Raw genomic sequence first — 19,687 nt, 5'->3', positions numbered from 1 at the left:
ATGCGAGGCGAAATCGAACTGCGGCGCGACGACTTCCGCGACACGCCGCGCACGCTGTACCGCACCGACGGGCTCACCGTCACCGCATTCGCGTATCCGTCCGGCGTCGAGGCGCTGAAGCTCGAGAACCGTCGCGGCCACCTCGTCGTGCTGCCGTACCTCGGCCAGATGATCTGGGCCGCCGCGTTCGACGGGCATGACCTGACGATGAAGCACATGTTCCGGCAGCCGAAGCGGGCGGCATCGATCATCGATACGTACGGCTGCTTCATGTTCCACAGCGGGCTGCTGCGCAACGGCTGCCCGGGGCCGGACGACACGCACGCGCTGCACGGCGAGATGCCGTGCGCGCCGATGGATCGCGCGAGCCTCGTCGTCGGCGCGGATGCGCGCGGCGCGTTCGTCGAAGTGACCGGCGAATACGAATATGTGCAGGGGTTCGGCAGCCACTATGTGGCGCGCCCGTCGGTACGGCTCGCCGAACACGACGCGCAGATGACGATCGCGATGGACGTGACGAATCTCGGCGGCACGTCGATGGACCTGATGTACATGGCGCACCTGAACTACGCGTACGTGCCGGGTGGTCGTTTTGTGCAGTCGCTGTCGCGCGGCGGATTGCGGCTGCGCGACAGCGTGCCCGCGCACGTGAAGCCGACCGCCGCATGGCGCGACTACACGGCCACGCTCGCTCACGAACCGGAACGGCTTCATACGCTCGATGCGCCCGCGCTGTACGACCCGGAGATCGTGTTCTTCATGAACGATGCGGAAACGGATGCAGACGGCGTCGCGCATTTCCTGCTCGAGCATCCGGATGGCGGCGCATTCCACACCGCGTACCGCCCCGAGCAATTCCCGCATGCGACGCGCTGGATCCTGCACAACGCGGACCAGCAGGTCGCCGCGTTCGCGCTGCCGTCGACCTGCGAGCCGGAGGGTTATGAGGCCGAACGCCGCAAAGGCCATGTGGCGGCGCTCGCACCGGGTGCGACGCGCCGCTTCGAAGTCGTCACCGGCTACCTGAGCGCGGCGGAAGCACGCCATGCGTGAAGCGATGCGCGGCCGTGCGGCGTCACGTCACGAGCGCGATCCCGTGTTCGCGGATCGCCGTTTCGTAGCGGCTGCTCAGTTGCTCGTCCGAGATCACGTAGTTGAAGTCGGTCAGCTCGGCGAAATAGGCCGCGCGCACTTCGTCGAACTTCGTGTGGTCGACGAGCAGGAAGCGGTTCTGCGCGCGCTCCATCACCTTCTTCTTCGCGTCGACTTCGTGGAAGTTGAAGCAGGTCACGCCACACCGGTCGCTCACGCCCGCGGCGGAGATGAACGCCTTCGACACGCGCACCGTGTCGAGGATGCCCGTCTCGGCCACCGACTCGAACACCATGTTCTTGCGGTGGTACGCGCCGCCGCACAGGATCACGCTGCAATGCGGCTTCTGCTGCAGCTTCGCGAACACGTTCAGCGAATTGCAGACGGCGGTGAATTCGAGGTCGTCCGGAATGAAATCGACGACGAACGGCGTGGTCGAGCCGCAGTCGACGAAGATCGTGTCGCCGGTCGTCACGAACTGCGCGGCCAGCTTGCCGATGCGGCGCTTCTCCTCGGTCTGCCGGTCGTTCTCGGTGCTGACCACGTACTCGCCGATGTCGCTGCGCTGCGCGGCGAAGTGGCGCGTCACGTAGCCGCCGATCAGGCTCAAGCCGTGCGGGTTGTCCGCGAGATCGCGGCGGATCGTCATTTCGGATACGCCGAACAGCTCGGCGACTTCCCTCAGATGAATCGCGTTCTGCCCTTGCAGCACGTTCATCAGTGTCTTGATCCGTTCGCCTTTCTTCGTTTCCATGCCAGTATCCTGCGTGCCCGTCGCATCCGTCGCTTGTGGTGCCGGGCGCGCGGGCCCGGCCGGAATGTCGTATTTGTAACAAACCGATGTGAAAACATCAACTTTACGTGTGTCCTTCCGGCGCACGATCCGTGGAGTCCTGAAACATGCCGCTTTCCAACGCCCAACTCGCTCAAACCATCGATCACACGTTGCTCGCGCCCGACGCGAGCGACGCGCAGATCCGCGAACTCTGCCGCCAGGCGGCCGAGCATCGCTTTTACTCGGTCTGCGTGAATTCGGCGAACGTGCCGCTCGCCGCGCGCGAGCTGGCCGATACCGGCGTGCTCGTCTGTGCCGTGGTCGGTTTTCCGCTCGGCGCGGGGCTGTCGGCCGCCAAGGCATTTGAAGCCACCGTCGCGATCGCGGCAGGCGCCGGCGAGATCGACATGGTGATCAACATCGGCGCGCTGAAGAGCGGCCGCGCCGACGACGTAAAGGCCGACATCGACGCCGTGCACCGCGCATGCGGCGCGGTGCCGCTCAAGGTGATCCTCGAAACGGGGCTGCTGACCGATGACGAGAAGGTGCGCGTGTGCGAGATGTGCCGCGATCTCGGCGTCGCGTTCGTGAAGACGTCGACCGGGTTCGGCCACGGCGGCGCGACGCTCGCGGATGTCGCGCTGATGCGCCGCACGGTCGGCCCCGTGCTCGGCGTGAAGGCATCGGGCGGCGTGCGCGACCGCGCGGCCGCGCTGGCGATGATCGAGGCCGGCGCGACGCGGCTCGGCACGAGCTCGGGGGTGGCGATCGTGACCGATCAGGATGGGAGCGCGTCGGCGTATTGACGGTCACCGCAGGCCGCCGACGGATTCCCGGACGCGGCTGCGGTGGTACGCTTGGCGCTTCCGCGCGGCGGTTCACGCGCCCCTCGCTTCCCCGTCCGATGAGAACGCTCTCCGTCTGGTTGAGATCCGGGATCCTGCTCGCGATCGGCATTGCGGTCGTGCTGTGGGGCGGCTTCACGTTGGCCGATGGCGTGATCCTGCGGCGCGCGCAGGCATGGCCGCATGTGCCGGCGACCGTCGAGCAATGCGCAGCGACGCTGCAATACGGCCGGCATTCCGCGTACTGGGAAGTCAGCGCGCGGTTCCGCTACGGAGACGGGCGTGAATATGTCAGCGCATGGCAGCCCGCCGATGGTCTGACCGACGAGCACGATCCAACGCCTGCGCGCACCGACGCGCAGACGGCCGCTTATTGCGGCGCGGCCGCGCAGGACGGGCTGCGCGTGTCACCCGAGTTTCCCGGCATCGCGCGCCTCAACAGCGCCGCGATGTCGGACGAATGGGAATTCAAGCTGATGCTGGGCGCGGCGCTGCTGCTGGTCGGACTGGTCAACGGCTTTACCGGCTTCTGGCTGCTGCGGCACGGCGACCCGCCACCGCGCCGCCTGTTTTCGCGAGAGTAGCGCGGCGGTCGATGCGTGCGGCTCCTCGACGGTCCGATGAAAACGCGCTTCTTCTGGTCGAGCACCGGCATCCTGCTCACGACGGGTAAAAACGACATGAACGTCTCGACAAGCAATCTGAACGCGCTCCCCGACATCGCCGGCCTGATGCGCCTGACACAGTCGCTTGCGATCCTTGATGCTGTCTTGTCGCCGGAATGGGAATACCGTTACTACTCGTTCAACCAGGCCTGGGCAGACGGGGAGAAGATGGCGTCGATGCGCAACGGCTCCGGGGACCAGTGGTTTGCGATCTTCTCCGCCGCGGGTGCCGCCCTCCACGGCGTGCTGCGCGACGCGCCGATGTACCGGCCGGGCAACCCCTGGCCCGCCATCTTCAGCGGCCTGCCCGAAGCCTTTCACGCCAACCTGCTGCACGAACCGGCATTTACCACCCATGACAGCACGTTCTGCATCTGGCGCCTTGCCGATGAAACGCGCTGGTCCTGCGGGCCGGTCGAATCGTCCACGGCTGACGACCCGGACGGCTCCGCCCGATTGCTCGGCATACTGGCCGGACGGCCCGAGCAGTACGTCGAATTCGCCGCCGACTATTACGAGTGCGACATCGATCCGCGCGACGTCGCGGCCGTGTATCGCCACGAACCACTCGCCGCCGGGCTCGTCCGGCGGCTCAATCCCGAATGCGATTTCGAGTCCCTGCAAGACGATCTCGCCGAGATCGGTTATCCGTGGTCCGTCTCGGACGATCGCTAGCGCAGGACCAACACCGTACCGGGACATCGTCTCGTCGACAGGGAGCCAGCATGGCCAATCGATCCTATCTCTATAGCCTCGGCAACCGGCCGACATCGTATGAAGATCGTCCCGAGACGATTTCCGGGCTGTCGGAATGGGCGTACGACGTGCCTTTCATGTATCGGTTGCTGATGTCGTGCGACCCGCAGCCGTGCGCTTCGCTGATCTCGGATGGTCTCGACGGCACGAAAATGCCGCTTCATGCGATCAGCAGCCCGTTCGCGCCCGGATTCGAGCGCGTCAGGCATTTCGTCGCAATCCTGAGGGTACTGATCGAATCGCACGCGGTGCCGACGCCTGCCGCTCCGCCGCCGGAACCCCCGGGGAAATCGACGCTCGTGGACCGGATGCGGCGCTGGGTGGGCGTGGCGCCCGCTCCGGTGGAATCCAGACCGGCACACATGCCGACACCGGCAGTGACACACGCTGCGGTCGACCATGTGCGCGAGTGGCTGGACGAGACCCTCGCCTTTCTCGAACAGCATCGCGCCCCGTACCTGCTGCTCGAAACCATCGAACTCGACCTGATGTCCGAAAGCGATCCGGATGCATTGCGCGCACTCGTCGACGCAGAGATCGGCCGCTGCCGTCACGTGGGCGCAGCCTTCGAAGCGTTGCCGGGCAATATCACGGAGGCGGCAGGCATCCTGCAACGCGCCGCAGCCGAACGGAGCCCCGCGCCGCTGGATGCCTTTTTCGGCCTGCGTTTCGATGACAACTGCGACAGCACGCGCACCGGCGATACCGAACATCCGCTGGGTCTTGAATGGAACGACGTGCTGTACTTCGAGCTGTTCAATCGCGAGCAATTCGAGGCTCACCGGAGTCAGCCGGACTGACGAACCGGCCGCTATCCTGCCAAGAACGTTGGCGGATGGCATCGCGAGCGTCAGGATGCTCCGCCGTACCGTCAGCGCTCGACGGATCGACGCCGTCCTACGGCCCGGAGCCGGTGTCGATCGTCCCCGGCGCGAGCCGCCCGCGCGCCAGTTTTCCGATCGCGTTCCGCGGCAATGCTTCAACCACCGTCCAGCGCGTCGGGCGCATATAGGCGGGCAGCACACTCGCAATATCGGACGCCCCGATTTCGTGGCCCGGCCGCAGCACGAACCACGCAACGATGCGCTGCCCGCCGTCCTCGGCGGCAAGCCCGGCCACCGCGACATCGACGACCTGACGCAGCGTCATCAATCGATCCTCGACCTGCTGCGGGTAGATGTTTTCGCCGCCGACGATCAGCATGTCGTCCATCCTCCCCAGCAAATGGAGCCGCCCGGCGTCGTCTCGCCACCCTTTGTCTCCGGTCGCGAAGGTATGCACGGATACCGGGGGCACGCGCGCATGATCGTACCCGTCGAATACCAGCGGCCCCGTCACGACCACTTCGCCGATCTTCCCCGGGCCCAGCGTGTCGCCTGCATTCCCTCGAATGACGACCTCCGTCCCGTGGACGGCGTATCCGACGCTGTCGGGCGCGTCACGCAGATCCCGCGGGTCCGCGATCGTGATCAGGCCCGCTTCCGTGCTCCCGTAAAGGTTGTAGAGCACCTCGCCCCAGCGGCCGGACGTTTCCTCGATCAAGCGCGTGGGCATCGGCGCGGATCCCGACACGATGCGCTCGATCGCGGCAGGCGGATCGTGCAGTGATGCGTCCAGCATGCGGCGCAGCAAGGTCGGCACCACGACGACGTTCGTTGCCTGCGTGCGCCTGGCGATTGCCCACAACCGGCTGCCGTCGGTATGACGCGTGAGCGCCACCGGACACCGAAGCGCCAGGCCCAACGCCAGCGCCGCGATGCCGTAGCCGTGAAACAGCGGTACCGCGATCAACGTGCGCGCCCCGGTTCGCAACGACAGCCGCGACACCAGGCTGTACACGATTCCGGCGACCTGCTTCACGGACAGCGCGCGGCGCACGCCTTTCGCCGCACCGGTCGTGCCGGAGGTCAGCACGATCAACGCGCCCGGCCTGCGCCGGCCGAGCCGCACGGGGGGCGTCGAGGCGATCAATCCCGGCAGATTCGGGCCGGCATCGCCCACCTCACGATCCGCGGACGCTTCGCTCCATAGCACCCGACCACGAAAACCGGCCTCCTTGACGTGTGCTTCGTATTCCGGATCGACGACGAGCGTGCAGACATCGTGACCGTCGAGCGCCGCCGCCAGCTGACGCCCGTCGAATCGCGTGCTCAACAGAACGACGTCGGCACCCAGTCTCATCGACGCGAGCAACGCGATGACGAAGCCGCCGTGGTTCCGGCACATCAATCCGATTCGGTCGCGGCGCCGCAAGCCCATGCCGTCGAGCACGGTCGCCAGCGCGTCGACGTCGAGCACGAGCTCCCGCCAGCTCCATTGGCGCCGATCGTCGGTCAGCGCGGCTTCGTCGGGCGCGAGATCTTTCCAGAGCGCCGCGAGCACATACATCGACCATCCGTGCCTGACGCCCAGCAGGATGACACGCAACCCCAGCGCGACCGGCGCGGGCAGGCCGCTGACGCGCAGCGCTCGCCATACCCAGCGCACCGCCGTCAGGCAGTCACGCATCGCGCTTCCCCGATGCATGCTGCGACGTGTTTCTCCGATGCAGTGCCGCGAGCATCCAGTCGACAGGATGACGAAACAGAATCGCGAGCCATTCGCATGGCCAGAGCCACCAAGGCGCAACGCGCCGCCGGCGCGACACCAGCGCGTAGGCCAGTACGCCAGCCGCCTGCTCGGCAGACATGCCCGGGACGCGCTCGAACACGGCGCTGGGCGCGCTCATCGGCGTATGGACCAACGGCAGATAGACCGATCCGAGATCGACGCCGTTGGCGCACAGCTCGCCCGCCACCGACTGAAACCACATGTCGAACGCGCTCTTGCTGCTCTGGTAGGCCGCCCAGTAAGGCGTCGCGGGGAGCCGGGCCGATACCGTGGACACGTTGACGACCTGCCCCGCGCCGCGCGCCATCATCAGCGGAAGAATCCGGCTCAGCAACGCGACCGGCGCGACATGGTTGATCTGGTTGCAGCGCAGCGCATCGCGCAACAATTGCTCGCCGTCGGTCACGCGTCGTCGAATCGATTTCCCGGCGTTGCTGATCATCACGTCGATCGCCGGAACCTCGGCTTCGATCCGGTCGCCCAGTGCATGCACCTGGCTCATCTCCGCGAAATCGACGCAGTAGTAGTGCACGCTTGCCCCTTTCGCCGTTGTCTGCCTGCAGACATCGGCCAGTCGCGCTTCGTTGCGCGCGACCAGAAGCAGCCGTACGCCGGGCTGTGCGAGCAGGCGCGCGGCAGCCGCACCGATCCCGGAAGACGCGCCGGTGATCAGGATGGTCTTTCCCGCCAGCATGCGCCGCAATCGTGCTTCGTCCGCACAGGTTCGGGGGCAAAGCCAGCTCGGCATGGGCGGTCGCGACATGATGCGGATACATCCTCGAATGAAATACGTCGGCCAGAAAAATGTGAAGTCGATCGCCTCGGTAAACGACGGACTGCCATCGACTTCGCCCGTTCTGAAAACGGTCGTTGCTTCCAGAATTCCCACATGCATGCCGCCGTGTCCACCCCAATACCCGATCGGCCCAGGGCGGATGCATGTCGCGTTCTCGCGTTACCCCCACCTTCATCGAAAGCCGCCTCCCATCCGGAATCGCCGAAACAGCGTGACGCGTCGGCGCAGCCGTTCGTTGCCGATATCGGTATTCGCCGAACGCCAGCCAGCGGAACGACAACCCGCCAGCACCGGCTACCCGCACGGCATCGAGGCGGCGTCATCGGCCTTGTGCGCGATGAACGACCCGTGAACGACCTGTGGTCGGCCCTCCCGAACGAAGGTCGCGTTGAAATCGACTTGCCACGCACCTTCGCCGGCAGCCCGGACATCGTAACGACCTTTGGCGCCGAGCTCGCATCCGTTCGAGTCGCACAGATAGACGCGGGCTTGCCCGCGGTCGGCACGAGCGGCCTCCGACGCGCTGACGACTTCGGCTTCCGAAGCATCGGGCACGGTCAGTCGCACGCTTCGTCCGTCCTTCGCGATGGACGTGATGACCGGCAGCGGCGCATCGTTGGAGCCGCACGTGTGACCGATCAGGCCGTCCGGCCAGACGTCCCGCGTATCGCGATCGGAACACCCGCATGCCAGGACGGAGATCGCGGCGATCAAGGGCCACGCCAGGAAGCGAGGCCCGACCGGCCGTGCGCCGTTGACGCTTGAATCGAATCGCCGTCCTGAACGATCGGATATCGGACGCTTCATGTCGGTTTCTCCGGGCTGGGAGACGTACGAAAGGCGCGGCGGTCGCCGTCGCTGGCAGCGTTCGAGTCGGCGCCGCGGCAACGCCGGCATGACGATCACGCAGTCGCGTTCCATTGCTTTGCCAGTTCGGCAGCCAACGCGGTCCAGCTTGCCGGATCGGCCAGCAGTTCGTCCAGGAACGCCAGTTCTCCGCGAAACCGGAACGGGCATGCCGGCGCGTCTGCAACCAGCACGCGGCTGTACGAGACCGCTGCTGCCGGCAGCATCGCCGCTAGCGCGTCGCTCGCGACCGCATGCTTGCGGCGGGCAAGGGCCACGATGCCGACCGCCAATAGCGGCAAGCCGGCCAACTCGCCGTAGCGAACCCGCGCCCAGCCGGAACGACGAAACGTTGCGACGACCTTGCCGAACGGTGTAGCCGGATCACTGTCGCCCGCGTGAAGGGCGAGTAGTGTTCCGACCAGCGCCTGGTCGAATGTCCCGCTCTCGGCAAGCACGCGATCGGTGAACCCGCCCCATGCCGCCGGCCGGGGCAAGCCGTGCTCGATCGCGGCCATCAGCTTCGTCACCAGCACCACCATGCCTTCGATCGCCGGCGTTTCGTCGGGATCACCCCAGTCATCCGCGGCAGGCACCTGAACCCGATAGGTCGCTTCATCGCCGGCCGCCAGCGCCACCAACGGATCGGTGAAACACGCTTTCAGGCCGAATGGCGCATTCGCAAGCGCGGTCAAAGTCGAGATGCGCACGTAGGCGGACAACAAAGCGCGAAACCGGACCGGCTCCTGATTCCAGGCCGCCGTCACGATCGGCGCCAGGTCCTTGCCCATGCCCTGCAGATTCAACAGCCGCCACGCCTGCGGCGTCAGGGCCGCAATGAAACCCGGCCGGCCGTTCGCATAACGGCCTCCGCCCCGGGGAATCTGCGCGAGATGCCTTTCCAGTCCGGCCAGCCATTCATCGATTGAAACGTCGTTCATCAGCAGGCGATCCCGTTGAATTCGGCTGAACAGGCAGGCTCCCGGCCAACCCCGTCGGCAGCGTGAACCACGCGTGCCGCCGGGCCGGTTGCGAGCGCCTGCCGACCATGCCGGACTAGTTTTTCAGAAAATGCGGTTCCAGCTGGTCGATGTTTTTCGTCCACGAGTGAATGTCCGCAAGGAGCGGATCGGGAAAGGGCAGGATGTCCTGAGACTCCGACGGCGTGGATACCCATTTTTGCCCGTCCCAATGAAAATCGGCCTGTGTTTCGGACGTACCCGCCTGACTGATCACCAGCAAGGTACAGGCGACCTGATCCTTGTAGCGTGGATTCAGCGCCGGTTTGCAGGTTCCGAGCGCGACGCGGCCCTGCTCCTCCGCGACCATCTCGATCTCTGCGCGAAGGGCTGCCGTCGCCTCCTTGTTCGTGAGCCGGGTCGCCGGCAGATCGGCACGACAGGCCGCGTAAGCGATGGTCATCGCCACAAGAACAGTGCGCTTCACGACAAGATGGGGCATAGACGTCGTCCAGAAAAAACCGATTGCGACGGATTCCATCGACTCGAAACGATCTGCTTCGAGCAGTGGACCTTGTACCGCCAGTGACACGACCCTCGAGTGATCGGTCAAAGGCCGCGCGATCACGACACCGGATCTCCACGCATCGGGAAGTCGCCGGCGCAGCGTTCGCGCGTCTTTCACGAGCGGCTCACCGGACAGGAGGCGTCGTGTTTCGCGACGCCTCCGTCTTTCCGAAAATACGGCTTGCCAGGAGGCTCGAGACAAACGCGATCAACACCGCTAACCCGAACCGGATGGGATAGATGCTGACCAGCTCGCCTGAAACGAGCGCCCAGTCCGACGTGCCGATCGTCATCGTGAATTCGACGACGAACACGATCACCGCAACCACGTTGCAAACCAGTATCACGCGCCGCGTCGATTTGACGACACGACCGAGCGCGAATGCACAAACGAACCACGCACCCACCACCGAGGCAATCAGCGGCATCGCCGTCGGAATATTGATGGACGCGTCGCTCGTATTGCGTGAGACGTTCTTCAGTGCAGCCCAAATCAGATCGGTCGACAGAATCCAGATGAACGGCACGAGGAACGAGAGGCCCAGAATCAGGGTTCGCGCGATCCAGGAGTCGTGCACCCTCGCGACGAGTGTATTAATCGATTGCATTCATTCTCCGGAAGGTTGCCTGCCTGCGGGTGTCGCCGCGCGTTCATCTCCAATGCGAGCGAGACGGGCAAGCGCACGTCGCGCGGCCTGCGACTTCGGATCGAGCGCAACCGCGCGCCACAGATAGCTCCGCGTGTCGTAGGCATTCGCACGGACGCCGTCGCCCGACTGATGGGCCAGACCGAGATACAGACAGCTTTCGGCGTCGTTCAGTATGCAGCCCCGATAGAACAGCTGTGCCGCGGTTTTCGGGTCACGCGCGCCGATTTTCCGGCCGAGTCGCAATTTCCCGAGATTGCTGCACGATTCACCGTCGTCGTGATCGCATGCGGTCTGGTAGTAAGTCGCCGCCCGCTTCAGATCACGCCGGACGCCTTGCCCCGTGTGGTATATCACCCCGAGGTTGAAACAGCCGAGCGAATCGCCGTCGCTGCATGCCTCCCTGAACAACGCGATTGCACGCTGGCGATCCCGGTGCACGCCGATCCCTTTCATATAGGCCGCCCCGAGATTCGCGCACCCCGTCATACGGCCTGCCTGGCACGCCTTGTCGAATAGTTGCACGGCTCGCCTGCCGTCCCGCACCACCCCCTGGCCGAAGACATAAGCCAGGCCGAGATTCGAACACTCCGTGTCGTCGAGGTCGCAGGCCGATCTGAAGTTTATCGCTGCGGCGAACCAGTCCAGTTGCACACCGTCACCTTTCTGGAGCATGAGCCCCATTCGAATGCAGTTCGAGGCATTCGACTGGTCGCAGCCGTCCGCGTAAAAGTCCGCTGCATGCAGGAGGTTGTCGGTCGCGGCCGCGGCATAGCCCAAACCGGCCTTCTCGCAACTGTCCGGATCGGTCGCGTGACACGCGTCGACGAGCTGCGCCAGCGACTTCTGCGAAGAGGTAGACGATGACGAGACATCGCTGGCCGTCACGCCGGTTTCATCCTTTTCGTGCGGGTTTGCCGGGTTATCGCGTACCGCTTCCTCTTTCGTTTGCAGTCCGACCGATGTCTCGACGCTCGCCGGTGCGGCGGCCTGCCCTCCGGCCTGACATGCCGTCAGGCAGAGGATCGCTAATACGGCGAGATAGCTTTTCATATATTTCGCGATTCCTGCCCGGCAGGCAGCCGGATTTCGTTGCTTCGATCAACGGGCATGGCGAGTGCCGATGCGCGTCGCGCAGGCTACTTCCCCATCAGCTTGCCGCGCGCGGCCTTGAACAGGCCGACCAGCCCCAGCCGCCCGCCGGGCAGCGCCAGCAGCTCCTTGTCCAGTTCCTTGCGCTGCGTCTCGCTCAATTGCCGCGGCGGCAGGATCAACAATTCCCGGTACATCGCCACGGCCTTCTCGGGTGCCCCTGCGGGCGCATAGGTGCGGGCCAGGCTGATACGCGCCCTGATCAGTTGCGCGTTGATCTGCTCGTCGGTCTCGCCGCTGCACGCCTGAAGCAGCCGCTCGCACGGACGCAGCGCGTCGGCATGGCGGCCCAGCTTGCGCAGCAGGATGCCGAGGTTGACCGCCGACTTCGCGGCCTGCAGCCGGAGATTCGCCTCCCCGGCGGACAGGTAGCCGTCGAGCACCTGGCGATAGCCGGCCAGCGCGGATTCCGGATCGCGGTCCGCCAGCGTGCAGGCCTTGCCGAACATCGCACTGGCCACGCGCAAACGCAGATAGGCCACGTCCGCATGCCGCCAGCGTTCGATGATCTGCGCATAGACCTCCAGTTCTTCGTCGTGACGGCCCAGCTTGTCCAGGTCGACCGCCTTGTTCGACATGGCCAGCGCCACGTCTTTCTCGGCCGTCGTCGACAGGTCGCTGCCGTAGCGTGCGATCACCTCGTCGTTGACGGCCAGCGACGCCTCGCGCTGGTTCAACCGCGCATAGCAGAACGCCTTGTTGGTCATCGCATTCCGGCACAGGCGCCGCAACTCGGGATGCAGCGATTCGACGTGCTGCGTCAGGATCTGGTCGTACAGGGCGATCGCGTCGCGATACTTGTCTTCGTCCCGCAGGGCGTCGGCGCGGTCGAGCGTTCCGGCGATCGCGTCGCGCTGTGCAGGCGTCAGGTCTTCGTACTGTTCGCCATAGTTCACGGCCACGCCGCGATCCTGCAATCGATTGAGGCAAGTCAGCCGGCTGGCGGCGCCCTTCGCCACGCTGTCCCGCAGCTTGCCACCGGTGGCGTTCGCAAAGCGCGCCATCAGCGCGTCGTACACCGGCAGCGCTTCTTCGGGACGATCCAGCCCGTTCAGGAGCAGATAGGCCTTGTTCAGATACGCACTGGCCACGCGCGGCTCGATGGCCGGCGCCGGATCGGCCGCGAAGCGGTTCAGCAGCAGGTCGTAGCTCGCGATGGCCTCGTGCGGATGAGCACGTTCGCGCTGGTGAACCGCGAGGCTGTACAGCGCATCGGCCACCATCGACCGGACGGATGCATCGTCGTCCGCATGAAAGCGTTGGTCCAGCGCGTGCACAGCCTGCGCGTATGCCTGCTCGGCCGGCTCGAGCGGCACCGACTGGCCGAACGGTGTGTCGTCGTCCTTCGGCGGAGTGGCCTCTGCAAGGATGTCGATGCGCAGGTCCATCGCACGCGCCACGGCCCGGCGCAACGGTTTGTCGAACCCGGCTTTCCCCGATTCGACCACGTCATCCAGAAGATCCGGCGCCAGCGACAGCGCATCGAGCGCCTCGTCCGGCCGCTCCATTTGACGCAGCAGACGGCCGCGCTCGATCTGCACGTTCACGCGCAGCCTGCTCAATACCGGATCCGTTTCTCCGGTCGGCGCATCGGCCGGCAGAAGCGCGAATGTCTCCAGCGCTTGCCTGGGTCGTCCAAGTGCACGCAAGGCCCAGGATTTGAGCAGCAGGATACGAACCAGTTGCGGCGATGCGGCCTGCATCGGTCCGGAGCGCTGCAGATGCTGCAACAACCGCTCCGCCTCATCGAGCACTTGCCCCGGACGGTCCCGGGCCTCGAGCCGCTCCAGCATCGCATCGATCAATTCGGCCTGCACCGCCGCGTCGGAATGGTCGCGATAACGCGTCCATTGTTCGTCTGCAACCTTGTCGGCCCGTTCCGGATAGTCATCCTGATCGTGTTGATCGTCCTCGTCCGCCCCGGCACCGCCCAACCGGCGCAACGCGCGCGCCTTGTGACGCAACGCCTGATTGACGCGCAGCACCACGAAGCCATCATCGCTGTCGGCGTGATCGAAAATCAACGCATCGCATGCGTCGATCCACGCATTGAGGTGATCGGCGTCATTGCCCGCCTCGTCGGCCGCTTCCTCGGCCCACGCTATTGCATCGAACCGGGCCAGGACATGCGTTTGCCGGATCTCCGGACACGTGCTGCGTGCATATCCCGCCAGCAGCGCGCGTTGCTCGGATCGGGCTTCTTCATCGCGATGCAGCACCTTGAGCAAACGCGAGCGCATATGCAATGCGTCGGCCGCCACCTCCTGCGCGCCCGGATCCTCCGCCTCGGCGAAGTCGGCCCGCACCGCCGAAAGCTCGCTCAGCGCCTCGTCGTCGTAGTCGAGTTCACTCAGCATGCGGGCCCGGCGCAAGCGGATGCGGCCAACCAGCGCACGCGTCGCGGGCCACTCGTCCGCGCCGAACCGCTCGGCCAGGCGCTGTGCGTGACGCACCATGTCCACGCGTGCGAAAGTTTCGCCCATCGCGGTACGAATCCTGATTTCCTCCAGCCCGGCATACGCCACCCACTCGCGCACCGCCAGCGCCCGAGTATGCTCGAAGCGTGCCTGCACCGACTCGGCAATCTCCAGGGCCCGAAGCAGCTGGCTTTGTCGCGCCAACGCCACGACCTTGCGGCAGGCGGCCTGGACCAGCCAGGGCCATGCGCTCTCCGGCGTGTCCGCGCCCTGGTCGAAATAGCGCGTGAAGGCGTCGACTTCGGCCACCGCATCGGCATTTCGCTCCAGCGTTTCCAGCGCCTCGATCTTGCGCAGCCAAGCAGCGGCCAGGTGCTCCAGCAATTCGACCGGTGCCGCGGCAACCGTCGGCGCAGCCTGCAGCAGGCGAACGCACACTGCTTCCGCTTCGACCCGCGCCTTCTCTGCGCTGTCCTCCGTCATGCGCATACCGCCTCCTCAGCACCGCATTTCACACTGCACGGTCCGAACGACCCGAGTGCGGACCCCGACGCGTCGCCACAACGCGTGTGGATGACGTAAAGTCGTCTGTTGTCCGTGTCGTCTATACCGTCATCACCACACCATGACTCGTGATCGATGGCTCACCGATATCGCGATCCGGCCAGGGCCTGCGCACCCGCATTCTCTACTTTGTCGATGCGTATGACGAATTAGTTACGATTCAGCCATATATCGGAGCTTTGATCGGGTCAATATGTCGATTCATTAAGCAATGTGGTTATCGGCCATGCTCGCATTGCGAGGGCACACGCCCCCTCGCAGAACCCGACGGCATCGAAAAACCGGCTGTGGCAGTACCGAGGCGCCCGGTGTGGTTCAATCACGGACCGACATCGACTCGGCATGAAGCGTACATACGGACCGGATGGCGTGCTTCGAATCTCGACGACCTCGATCGTCACGTCGTCATTCTTCTTCGGCTCCGCGTTGCGCGTCGCGCGGTGGCCAATGCACGACGGCCGGGCTTCGAGTCCGTTGCCGGTCAATCAATCGCCCGCCCCCACCCCGGCGATCCGTTCGCGCAGCCGCGGCGCCACGAAATCGAGAAACGCGCGCAGCTTCAGCGGCATCGGCGCCTGCCCCTTGTGCACCAGGCTGACCGGCAGCGGCTGCGATTCGAACGCGTCGAGCACCACGTCGAGCGTGCGATCGCGCAGCGCCTGCGCAACCTGATACGACAGCACGCGGATCAACCCGACACCGAGCACTGCGGCATCGATGGCCGCCTCGGCCGTATTGACCGCGAAGCGCGAATGCACGGGCACCGTCAGCTCGCCCTTCTCGCCGCCGAACACCCACGCGCGCCGCGACGCCAGCACCTCGAACGTGATGCATTGATGCCGCGCGAGGTCGGTGGGTTCGGTGGGGGTGCCATGCGCCGCCAGATACGCCGGGCTTGCGCAGATCACGCGGCGCACGCTGCCGACGCGGGTCGCCATGAAGCTGCTGTCGGGCAACTCGCCGATCCGCAGTGCGACGTCGATCTGCTCTTCCATCAGGTGCGTGACGCGGTCGGTCAGCACCAGCCGCACGTCGATCTCGGGATAGTGGGCGAGGAACGCAGCCAGCACCGGCACGATATGCAGGCGTCCGAACACGATCGGCGCGGTGACGATCAGCTCGCCGCGCGGCGCCGCATATTCGCCGGTGGCGGCACGCTCGGTTTCCGCGATGTCGTCGAGGATGCGCCGGCAACCGGCGACGTACGACTCGCCCGCCTCGGTCAGCGACAGTTGCCGCGTGGTGCGATGCAGCAGACGCGTATTCAGGTAGGACTCGAGATCCGCGATCTTGCGGCTCACGGTCGCCAGCGGAATGCCGAGCTGGCGCGCGGCGGCCGACATGCTGCCGGCGTCGATCACCGCCACCAGCAGGGACATCGACTCCAGGCGGTTCATATTGCCTCTCGAATTCCGGAAAGATGATTCCAGATTCTGGTGGATTATCTTTGTGAGTGCAAGGCAGTACGCTTCTTTCACCACGTCCCGCCAGCCGCCTCCGCTGCCCGCGGTGGCGGATTGCCATGAAAGGAGCCTACCGTGAACGAATTCCCTGTCGCATCGGGCATGCCGCCCATCGCGTCACCCGCCGCGTCACCCGCCGCAGCGCCACCCGCCGCCGCGTCGCGCGGCAAGATCGTCGCGATGGCCGCCATCGCCGGCGCGGTCGTGACCAACATCTATTGCACGCAGCCGATCCTGCCGTTGATCGCACAGGACCTGCAGGTCGCCCCGGCGACGGCCGACCTCGTGGCCGGCGCGGCGCTGCTCGGCTTCGCGACCGGGCTGGCGCTGCTGCTGCCGCTCGGCGATCGCTACGACCGGCGCAAGCTGGTGCTGGGCCAGATCGTGCTGGCCTTCGCGTTCGCGGTGGCGTCCGCACTCGCGCCGGGTGTATGGGCGCTGATCGGTGCCGCGTTCTCGCTCGGTGTGGTCAGCTGCGTGCCGCAGCAACTGGTGCCGTTCGCGGCCGTGATGTCCGCACCCGATGAACGCGGGCGCAACGTCGGTACGGTCGTCACCGGCATCATGGTCGGCATCCTGCTGGGCCGCGCGGTCAGCGGCCTGATCGCCGCGCACGCCGGGTGGCGTGCGGTGTATGCCGTCGAAGCCGCCGCGATGGTGCCGGTGGGGATCGCCGCCGCGTGGTTGCTGCCGCGCGGCGTGCCGAGCACCACGCTGTCGTATGGCCGGCTGCTCGCGTCGCTGTGGACGCTGGCGCGCGCACATCGCCCGATCCGCGAATCGATGATCGTGCAGGCGCTGCTGTGGGCCGCGTTCAATGCGTTCTGGGTCAATCTCGCCGCACTGCTCGCCGACGGCCCGTGGCATCTCGGCAGCGCGTGGGCCGGCGGCTTCGGCCTCATTGGCGCGGCAGGCGCACTGGCCGCCACGATCGGCGGCCGGGCGTCGGACCGGATCGGCACGCGGCGTGTGATCGGCCTGGGCATCGCGATCGTTACGGTTTCCTATCTGATCCTCGCCGGCGCCGGCAGCTCGCTCGCGCTGCTCGTGGTCGGCGTGGTCGTGCTCGACATCGGCGTGCAGGCCGGCCTGGTCGCGAACCAGACGCGCGCGTTCGCTGCCGATCCGAAGGCACAGGGGCGCATCAACAGCCTCTACATGACCGCGACCTTCGTCGGCGGCGCGATTGGCGCGATCGTCAGCGGTGCGCTGATGGCGCGCTTCGGCTGGCACGGCGTGGTCGCGTTCGGCATCGCGGCGGGGCTCGCGGCCGCGCTCGTGCATCGCTGCGGGGCACGGCACTGAGCCGGCGCACGTCATGATCGACGTCGACCGCGCTCACAAGGCGCTAGCGCATCCGTTTCGACGGAATGTACTGCGCTGGCTGAAGGCGCCCGATACGTTGTTGGCGAACGCCGCGCGCCTGCGCTCGCAACACGGCGTACCGCTTTCGTCGATCGTGGCACGCAGCGGGTTGTCGCAATCGACCGTGTCGGCGCACCTCGCCGTGCTGTGCGAGGCCGGCTTGATCGTCGCGACGCAGGTCGGCCAGTGGCGCTTCGTCGCCCGCGACGACGCGGGCATCGCGGCATTCGTCGCGCAGGTCGTCAGCGATCTCTGACCGGCACTGGCAGGCCCTGACAGTTTCGACAGGGGCGCCGCGATACCTCTTCCGCCCGCTGCGCGACATCGGCACAATGCCGCTCATGCTCCAGGACAACGCCTTCGTTTACCCTTCCGCCGGCCCCATCGGCCGCCTCGCCAACCGGGTCGTCGCGAGCCGCCCGCTGCTGCGCACACGTCGCGCGCTGCTGTCGCGGCTGCCGTTCCTGCAGCTCGCGAGCGAGGTCGAGAACGTCGTGTACTGTACGTGGCTCGTCGATGTTGCCGCCGTCGCGCACCTGGTGCCACGCGGCGTCACGCTCGCGAGCCGCGATGGCCGCACGCCGTTCACGATCCTCACGTACGCGCACCGTCATTTCGGCCCGCGTATCGCGGGCCCGCTGCGACGCGTGTTCCCGTCGCCGCTGCAGAGCAACTGGCGGCTTTATGTCGATGCGCTGCCGGGCGGCGTGCCGGCCGATCGCACGGTGCTGTTCGTGAAGAACGTATTCGATCACCCGCTCTATGCGCTCGGCAGCCGGCTCTTCAGCGATGCGCTGCCGTCGCATCTCGCCGAGCGCTTTACGCATGCCGTACAGGACGGACGTTATCGAACGCTGTTGTCGGGCGGTAGCGGGAGCGCGCCCGATTTCCACTGCGCGGCAGCGCTGTCGGACGACTACTCGCTACCCGAGGCGTTCGCGCCGTTCTTTGGAAGCTGGCGCGACGCCGTCGCTTACCTGTCGCTGCAGCACGCGGCCGTCGCGCATGTCGCGGACTGCGACCGCCTCGCGCATGCGTCGATCGACCTGCCGATCGATATCGACGCGGTTCGGCCGCTGAAACCGGTCGAGCCGGTCGGTGGCGGCGAGTTCCTCGCGCGCATCGGCGCGACCGGCGAACCGCTGTGCTTCGTCGTGCCGGATGTCGCGTTCAGGGTGTTGTCGGAGCGGGTGTTGTAGCGCCCTGCTCAACCCGTGCGCAACTCGCGTGCGTTTTCAACCGTGTCGCTTTCGTCGGCCATCCGCCCGATGTAGTCCCGCACGAACTGCACGGCAATCCGCCCCGACCGCGCACCGCGTTCCAGCGCCCACTGCAGCGCCGGTTCGCGCGCCGCGCGAATCTGCTCCGCATCGAACCCGGCTTCACCCAGCCGGCTTTCGACAACAGCCAGATACGCATCCTGCGTGAACCCGTAGAACGTCACCCAGATCCCGAAGCGCTCGGACAACGAGATCTTCTCCTCGACCGCGTCGCCCGGGTGCAGCTCGCCGTTCTCCGCACGCGACACGTTCGCGTTGTCGCTCGCCTGCTCGGGCATCAGGTGGCGGCGATTGGACGTCGCGTACACGAGCACGTTCGACAGGTCGCTCGCGACCGAGCCGTCGAGCACCGTTTTCAGTTCCTTGTAGCCGGTCTCGCCCGCCTCGAACGACAGGTCGTCGCAGAACACGATATACCGCTCGGGCCGCGCCCGCACCAGCTCGACGATCGCCGGCAGATCGCTCAACTGCTCCTTGCCGACCTCGATCAGCCGCAACCCGTGCGGCGCGAACGCGTGCAGGCACGCCTTCACGATCGACGACTTCCCGGTGCCCCGCGCACCGGTCAGCAGCACGTGATTCGCCGCGAATCCGCGCACGAACTGCCGCGTGTTCCGTTCGACGATCGCCACCTGGCGCTCGACGTTGCGCAGCGCATCGAACGCGATGAGCGCGGGCGTCGCGACCGGTTCGAGCGGCGCCGTCCGTGGCCCGCCGTCGAAGCCGCGCCAGCGGAATGCGACTGCCGCATCGAAATCGACCGGCGCCGGCTGGCCGGTGCCCGCCAGCGCTTCGAGCGCGGTCGCGATCCGTTCGAGCTGATGCGCGAGCGCCGGGCCATCGACGGATGCACGCGCGTCCGGCAGCGCGGCCATCAGGTTCTGCATG

At 66.2% G+C, this 19,687-nt stretch carries 19 protein-coding genes; 8 read left to right on the top strand and 11 right to left on the bottom strand.

All coding sequences use genetic code 11. From position 1 onward, the window contains the following. Nucleotides 1-1,053, top strand: a complete 1,053-nt coding sequence (locus BCEP18194_RS01870; RefSeq protein ID WP_011349594.1) for an aldose 1-epimerase family protein — start codon at nt 1-3, stop codon at nt 1,051-1,053. Between the two features lie 22 nt (nt 1,054-1,075). Here BCEP18194_RS01870 and deoR read toward each other — a convergent pair whose 3' ends face one another. Continuing rightward, nucleotides 1,076-1,846: a DNA-binding transcriptional repressor DeoR gene (gene deoR, locus BCEP18194_RS01865; RefSeq protein ID WP_011349593.1), complete on the bottom strand. Its 771-nt coding sequence runs from the start codon at nt 1,844-1,846 to the stop codon at nt 1,076-1,078. A gap of 146 nt (nt 1,847-1,992) precedes the next feature. On the opposite strand from deoR, the gene deoC reads away from it, so the two are divergent. From deoC to BCEP18194_RS38615, 4 genes are all read left to right on the top strand, one after another. Continuing rightward, nucleotides 1,993-2,673: a deoxyribose-phosphate aldolase gene (gene deoC, locus BCEP18194_RS01860; protein ID WP_011349592.1), complete on the top strand. Its 681-nt coding sequence runs from the start codon at nt 1,993-1,995 to the stop codon at nt 2,671-2,673. Nucleotides 2,674-2,771: 98 nt separating this feature from the next. Further along, a complete protein-coding gene (locus BCEP18194_RS01855; RefSeq protein WP_011349591.1) occupies nt 2,772-3,296 on the top strand; it encodes a DUF3592 domain-containing protein in 525 nt (174 codons plus the stop codon). 36 nt (nt 3,297-3,332) lie between these two features. Beyond that, nucleotides 3,333-4,052, top strand: coding sequence for a hypothetical protein (locus BCEP18194_RS01850; RefSeq protein ID WP_208860691.1), 720 nt, complete (start codon nt 3,333-3,335; stop codon nt 4,050-4,052). Between the two features lie 158 nt (nt 4,053-4,210). Next, on the top strand, nt 4,211-4,933 hold the full coding sequence (locus BCEP18194_RS38615; protein ID WP_157687097.1) for a hypothetical protein: 723 nt from the start codon (nt 4,211-4,213) through the stop codon (nt 4,931-4,933). A 97-nt stretch (nt 4,934-5,030) separates the two neighbouring features. Here BCEP18194_RS38615 and BCEP18194_RS01840 read toward each other — a convergent pair whose 3' ends face one another. From BCEP18194_RS01840 to BCEP18194_RS01800, 9 genes are all read right to left on the bottom strand, one after another. Then, complete coding sequence (locus BCEP18194_RS01840) at nt 5,031-6,641, bottom strand: class I adenylate-forming enzyme family protein (protein ID WP_011349588.1); 1,611 nt, start codon at nt 6,639-6,641, stop codon at nt 5,031-5,033. Beyond that, complete coding sequence (locus BCEP18194_RS01835; RefSeq protein ID WP_157687096.1) at nt 6,634-7,437, bottom strand: SDR family NAD(P)-dependent oxidoreductase; 804 nt, start codon at nt 7,435-7,437, stop codon at nt 6,634-6,636. Before BCEP18194_RS01835 ends, BCEP18194_RS01840 begins: the two co-directional genes overlap by 8 nt. A 396-nt stretch (nt 7,438-7,833) precedes the next feature. Further along, on the bottom strand, nt 7,834-8,346 hold the full coding sequence (locus BCEP18194_RS01830; RefSeq protein WP_157687095.1) for a hypothetical protein: 513 nt from the start codon (nt 8,344-8,346) through the stop codon (nt 7,834-7,836). Between the two features lie 95 nt (nt 8,347-8,441). Next, nucleotides 8,442-9,326 (bottom strand): hypothetical protein, encoded by an 885-nt coding sequence (locus BCEP18194_RS01825; RefSeq protein ID WP_011349585.1) that lies wholly within the window; start codon nt 9,324-9,326, stop codon nt 8,442-8,444. 115 nt (nt 9,327-9,441) lie between these two features. Further along, complete coding sequence (locus BCEP18194_RS38610; protein ID WP_157687094.1) at nt 9,442-10,029, bottom strand: hypothetical protein; 588 nt, start codon at nt 10,027-10,029, stop codon at nt 9,442-9,444. Between the two features lie 7 nt (nt 10,030-10,036). Then, on the bottom strand, nt 10,037-10,519 hold the full coding sequence (locus BCEP18194_RS01815) for a hypothetical protein (protein WP_011349583.1): 483 nt from the start codon (nt 10,517-10,519) through the stop codon (nt 10,037-10,039). Beyond that, entirely contained in the window at nt 10,520-11,611 is a 1,092-nt protein-coding gene (locus BCEP18194_RS38605; protein WP_011349582.1) for a tetratricopeptide repeat protein, read from the bottom strand. Between the two features lie 86 nt (nt 11,612-11,697). Continuing rightward, nucleotides 11,698-14,610, bottom strand: a complete 2,913-nt coding sequence (locus BCEP18194_RS01805; protein ID WP_157687093.1) for a tetratricopeptide repeat protein — start codon at nt 14,608-14,610, stop codon at nt 11,698-11,700. A gap of 566 nt (nt 14,611-15,176) precedes the next feature. Beyond that, entirely contained in the window at nt 15,177-16,088 is a 912-nt protein-coding gene (locus tag BCEP18194_RS01800; protein ID WP_011349580.1) for a LysR family transcriptional regulator, read from the bottom strand. Nucleotides 16,089-16,256: 168 nt separating this feature from the next. On the opposite strand from BCEP18194_RS01800, the gene BCEP18194_RS01795 reads away from it, so the two are divergent. From BCEP18194_RS01795 to BCEP18194_RS01785, 3 genes are all read left to right on the top strand, one after another. Then, entirely contained in the window at nt 16,257-17,459 is a 1,203-nt protein-coding gene (locus tag BCEP18194_RS01795; protein WP_011349579.1) for an MFS transporter, read from the top strand. Nucleotides 17,460-17,472: 13 nt separating this feature from the next. Then, nucleotides 17,473-17,775, top strand: a complete 303-nt coding sequence (locus tag BCEP18194_RS01790; protein WP_011349578.1) for an ArsR/SmtB family transcription factor — start codon at nt 17,473-17,475, stop codon at nt 17,773-17,775. A gap of 76 nt (nt 17,776-17,851) precedes the next feature. Then, nucleotides 17,852-18,718: a DUF2071 domain-containing protein gene (locus tag BCEP18194_RS01785; RefSeq protein WP_011349577.1), complete on the top strand. Its 867-nt coding sequence runs from the start codon at nt 17,852-17,854 to the stop codon at nt 18,716-18,718. Nucleotides 18,719-18,726: 8 nt separating this feature from the next. On the opposite strand, the gene BCEP18194_RS01780 is transcribed toward BCEP18194_RS01785, so the two are convergent. Beyond that, nucleotides 18,727-19,674, bottom strand: a complete 948-nt coding sequence (locus tag BCEP18194_RS01780) for an ATP-binding protein (RefSeq protein ID WP_050781562.1) — start codon at nt 19,672-19,674, stop codon at nt 18,727-18,729. Nucleotides 19,675-19,687 lie beyond the last annotated feature (13 nt).

Origin of the sequence: Burkholderia lata (assembly GCF_000012945.1) — a bacterium.
GTDB lineage: Bacteria > Pseudomonadota > Gammaproteobacteria > Burkholderiales > Burkholderiaceae > Burkholderia > Burkholderia lata.
The sequence above is the reverse complement of the archived record's forward strand: the minus strand, read 5'-3'. Positions and strand labels throughout refer to the sequence as shown.

Coding starts and splice junctions, on each gene's coding strand:
- BCEP18194_RS01870 (WP_011349594.1), top strand. CDS start 1: ATGCGAGGCGAAATCGAACTGCGGCGCGACGACTTCCGCGACACGCCG.
- deoR (WP_011349593.1), bottom strand. CDS start 1,846: ATGGAAACGAAGAAAGGCGAACGGATCAAGACACTGATGAACGTGCTG.
- deoC (WP_011349592.1), top strand. CDS start 1,993: ATGCCGCTTTCCAACGCCCAACTCGCTCAAACCATCGATCACACGTTG.
- BCEP18194_RS01855 (WP_011349591.1), top strand. CDS start 2,772: ATGAGAACGCTCTCCGTCTGGTTGAGATCCGGGATCCTGCTCGCGATC.
- BCEP18194_RS01850 (WP_208860691.1), top strand. CDS start 3,333: ATGAAAACGCGCTTCTTCTGGTCGAGCACCGGCATCCTGCTCACGACG.
- BCEP18194_RS38615 (WP_157687097.1), top strand. CDS start 4,211: ATGTATCGGTTGCTGATGTCGTGCGACCCGCAGCCGTGCGCTTCGCTG.
- BCEP18194_RS01840 (WP_011349588.1), bottom strand. CDS start 6,641: ATGCGTGACTGCCTGACGGCGGTGCGCTGGGTATGGCGAGCGCTGCGC.
- BCEP18194_RS01835 (WP_157687096.1), bottom strand. CDS start 7,437: ATGCTGGCGGGAAAGACCATCCTGATCACCGGCGCGTCTTCCGGGATC.
- BCEP18194_RS01830 (WP_157687095.1), bottom strand. CDS start 8,346: ATGAAGCGTCCGATATCCGATCGTTCAGGACGGCGATTCGATTCAAGC.
- BCEP18194_RS01825 (WP_011349585.1), bottom strand. CDS start 9,326: ATGAACGACGTTTCAATCGATGAATGGCTGGCCGGACTGGAAAGGCAT.
- BCEP18194_RS01815 (WP_011349583.1), bottom strand. CDS start 10,519: ATGCAATCGATTAATACACTCGTCGCGAGGGTGCACGACTCCTGGATC.
- BCEP18194_RS38605 (WP_011349582.1), bottom strand. CDS start 11,611: ATGAAAAGCTATCTCGCCGTATTAGCGATCCTCTGCCTGACGGCATGT.
- BCEP18194_RS01805 (WP_157687093.1), bottom strand. CDS start 14,610: ATGACGGAGGACAGCGCAGAGAAGGCGCGGGTCGAAGCGGAAGCAGTG.
- BCEP18194_RS01800 (WP_011349580.1), bottom strand. CDS start 16,088: ATGAACCGCCTGGAGTCGATGTCCCTGCTGGTGGCGGTGATCGACGCC.
- BCEP18194_RS01795 (WP_011349579.1), top strand. CDS start 16,257: ATGCCGCCCATCGCGTCACCCGCCGCGTCACCCGCCGCAGCGCCACCC.
- BCEP18194_RS01790 (WP_011349578.1), top strand. CDS start 17,473: ATGATCGACGTCGACCGCGCTCACAAGGCGCTAGCGCATCCGTTTCGA.
- BCEP18194_RS01785 (WP_011349577.1), top strand. CDS start 17,852: ATGCCGCTCATGCTCCAGGACAACGCCTTCGTTTACCCTTCCGCCGGC.
- BCEP18194_RS01780 (WP_050781562.1), bottom strand. CDS start 19,674: ATGGCCGCGCTGCCGGACGCGCGTGCATCCGTCGATGGCCCGGCGCTC.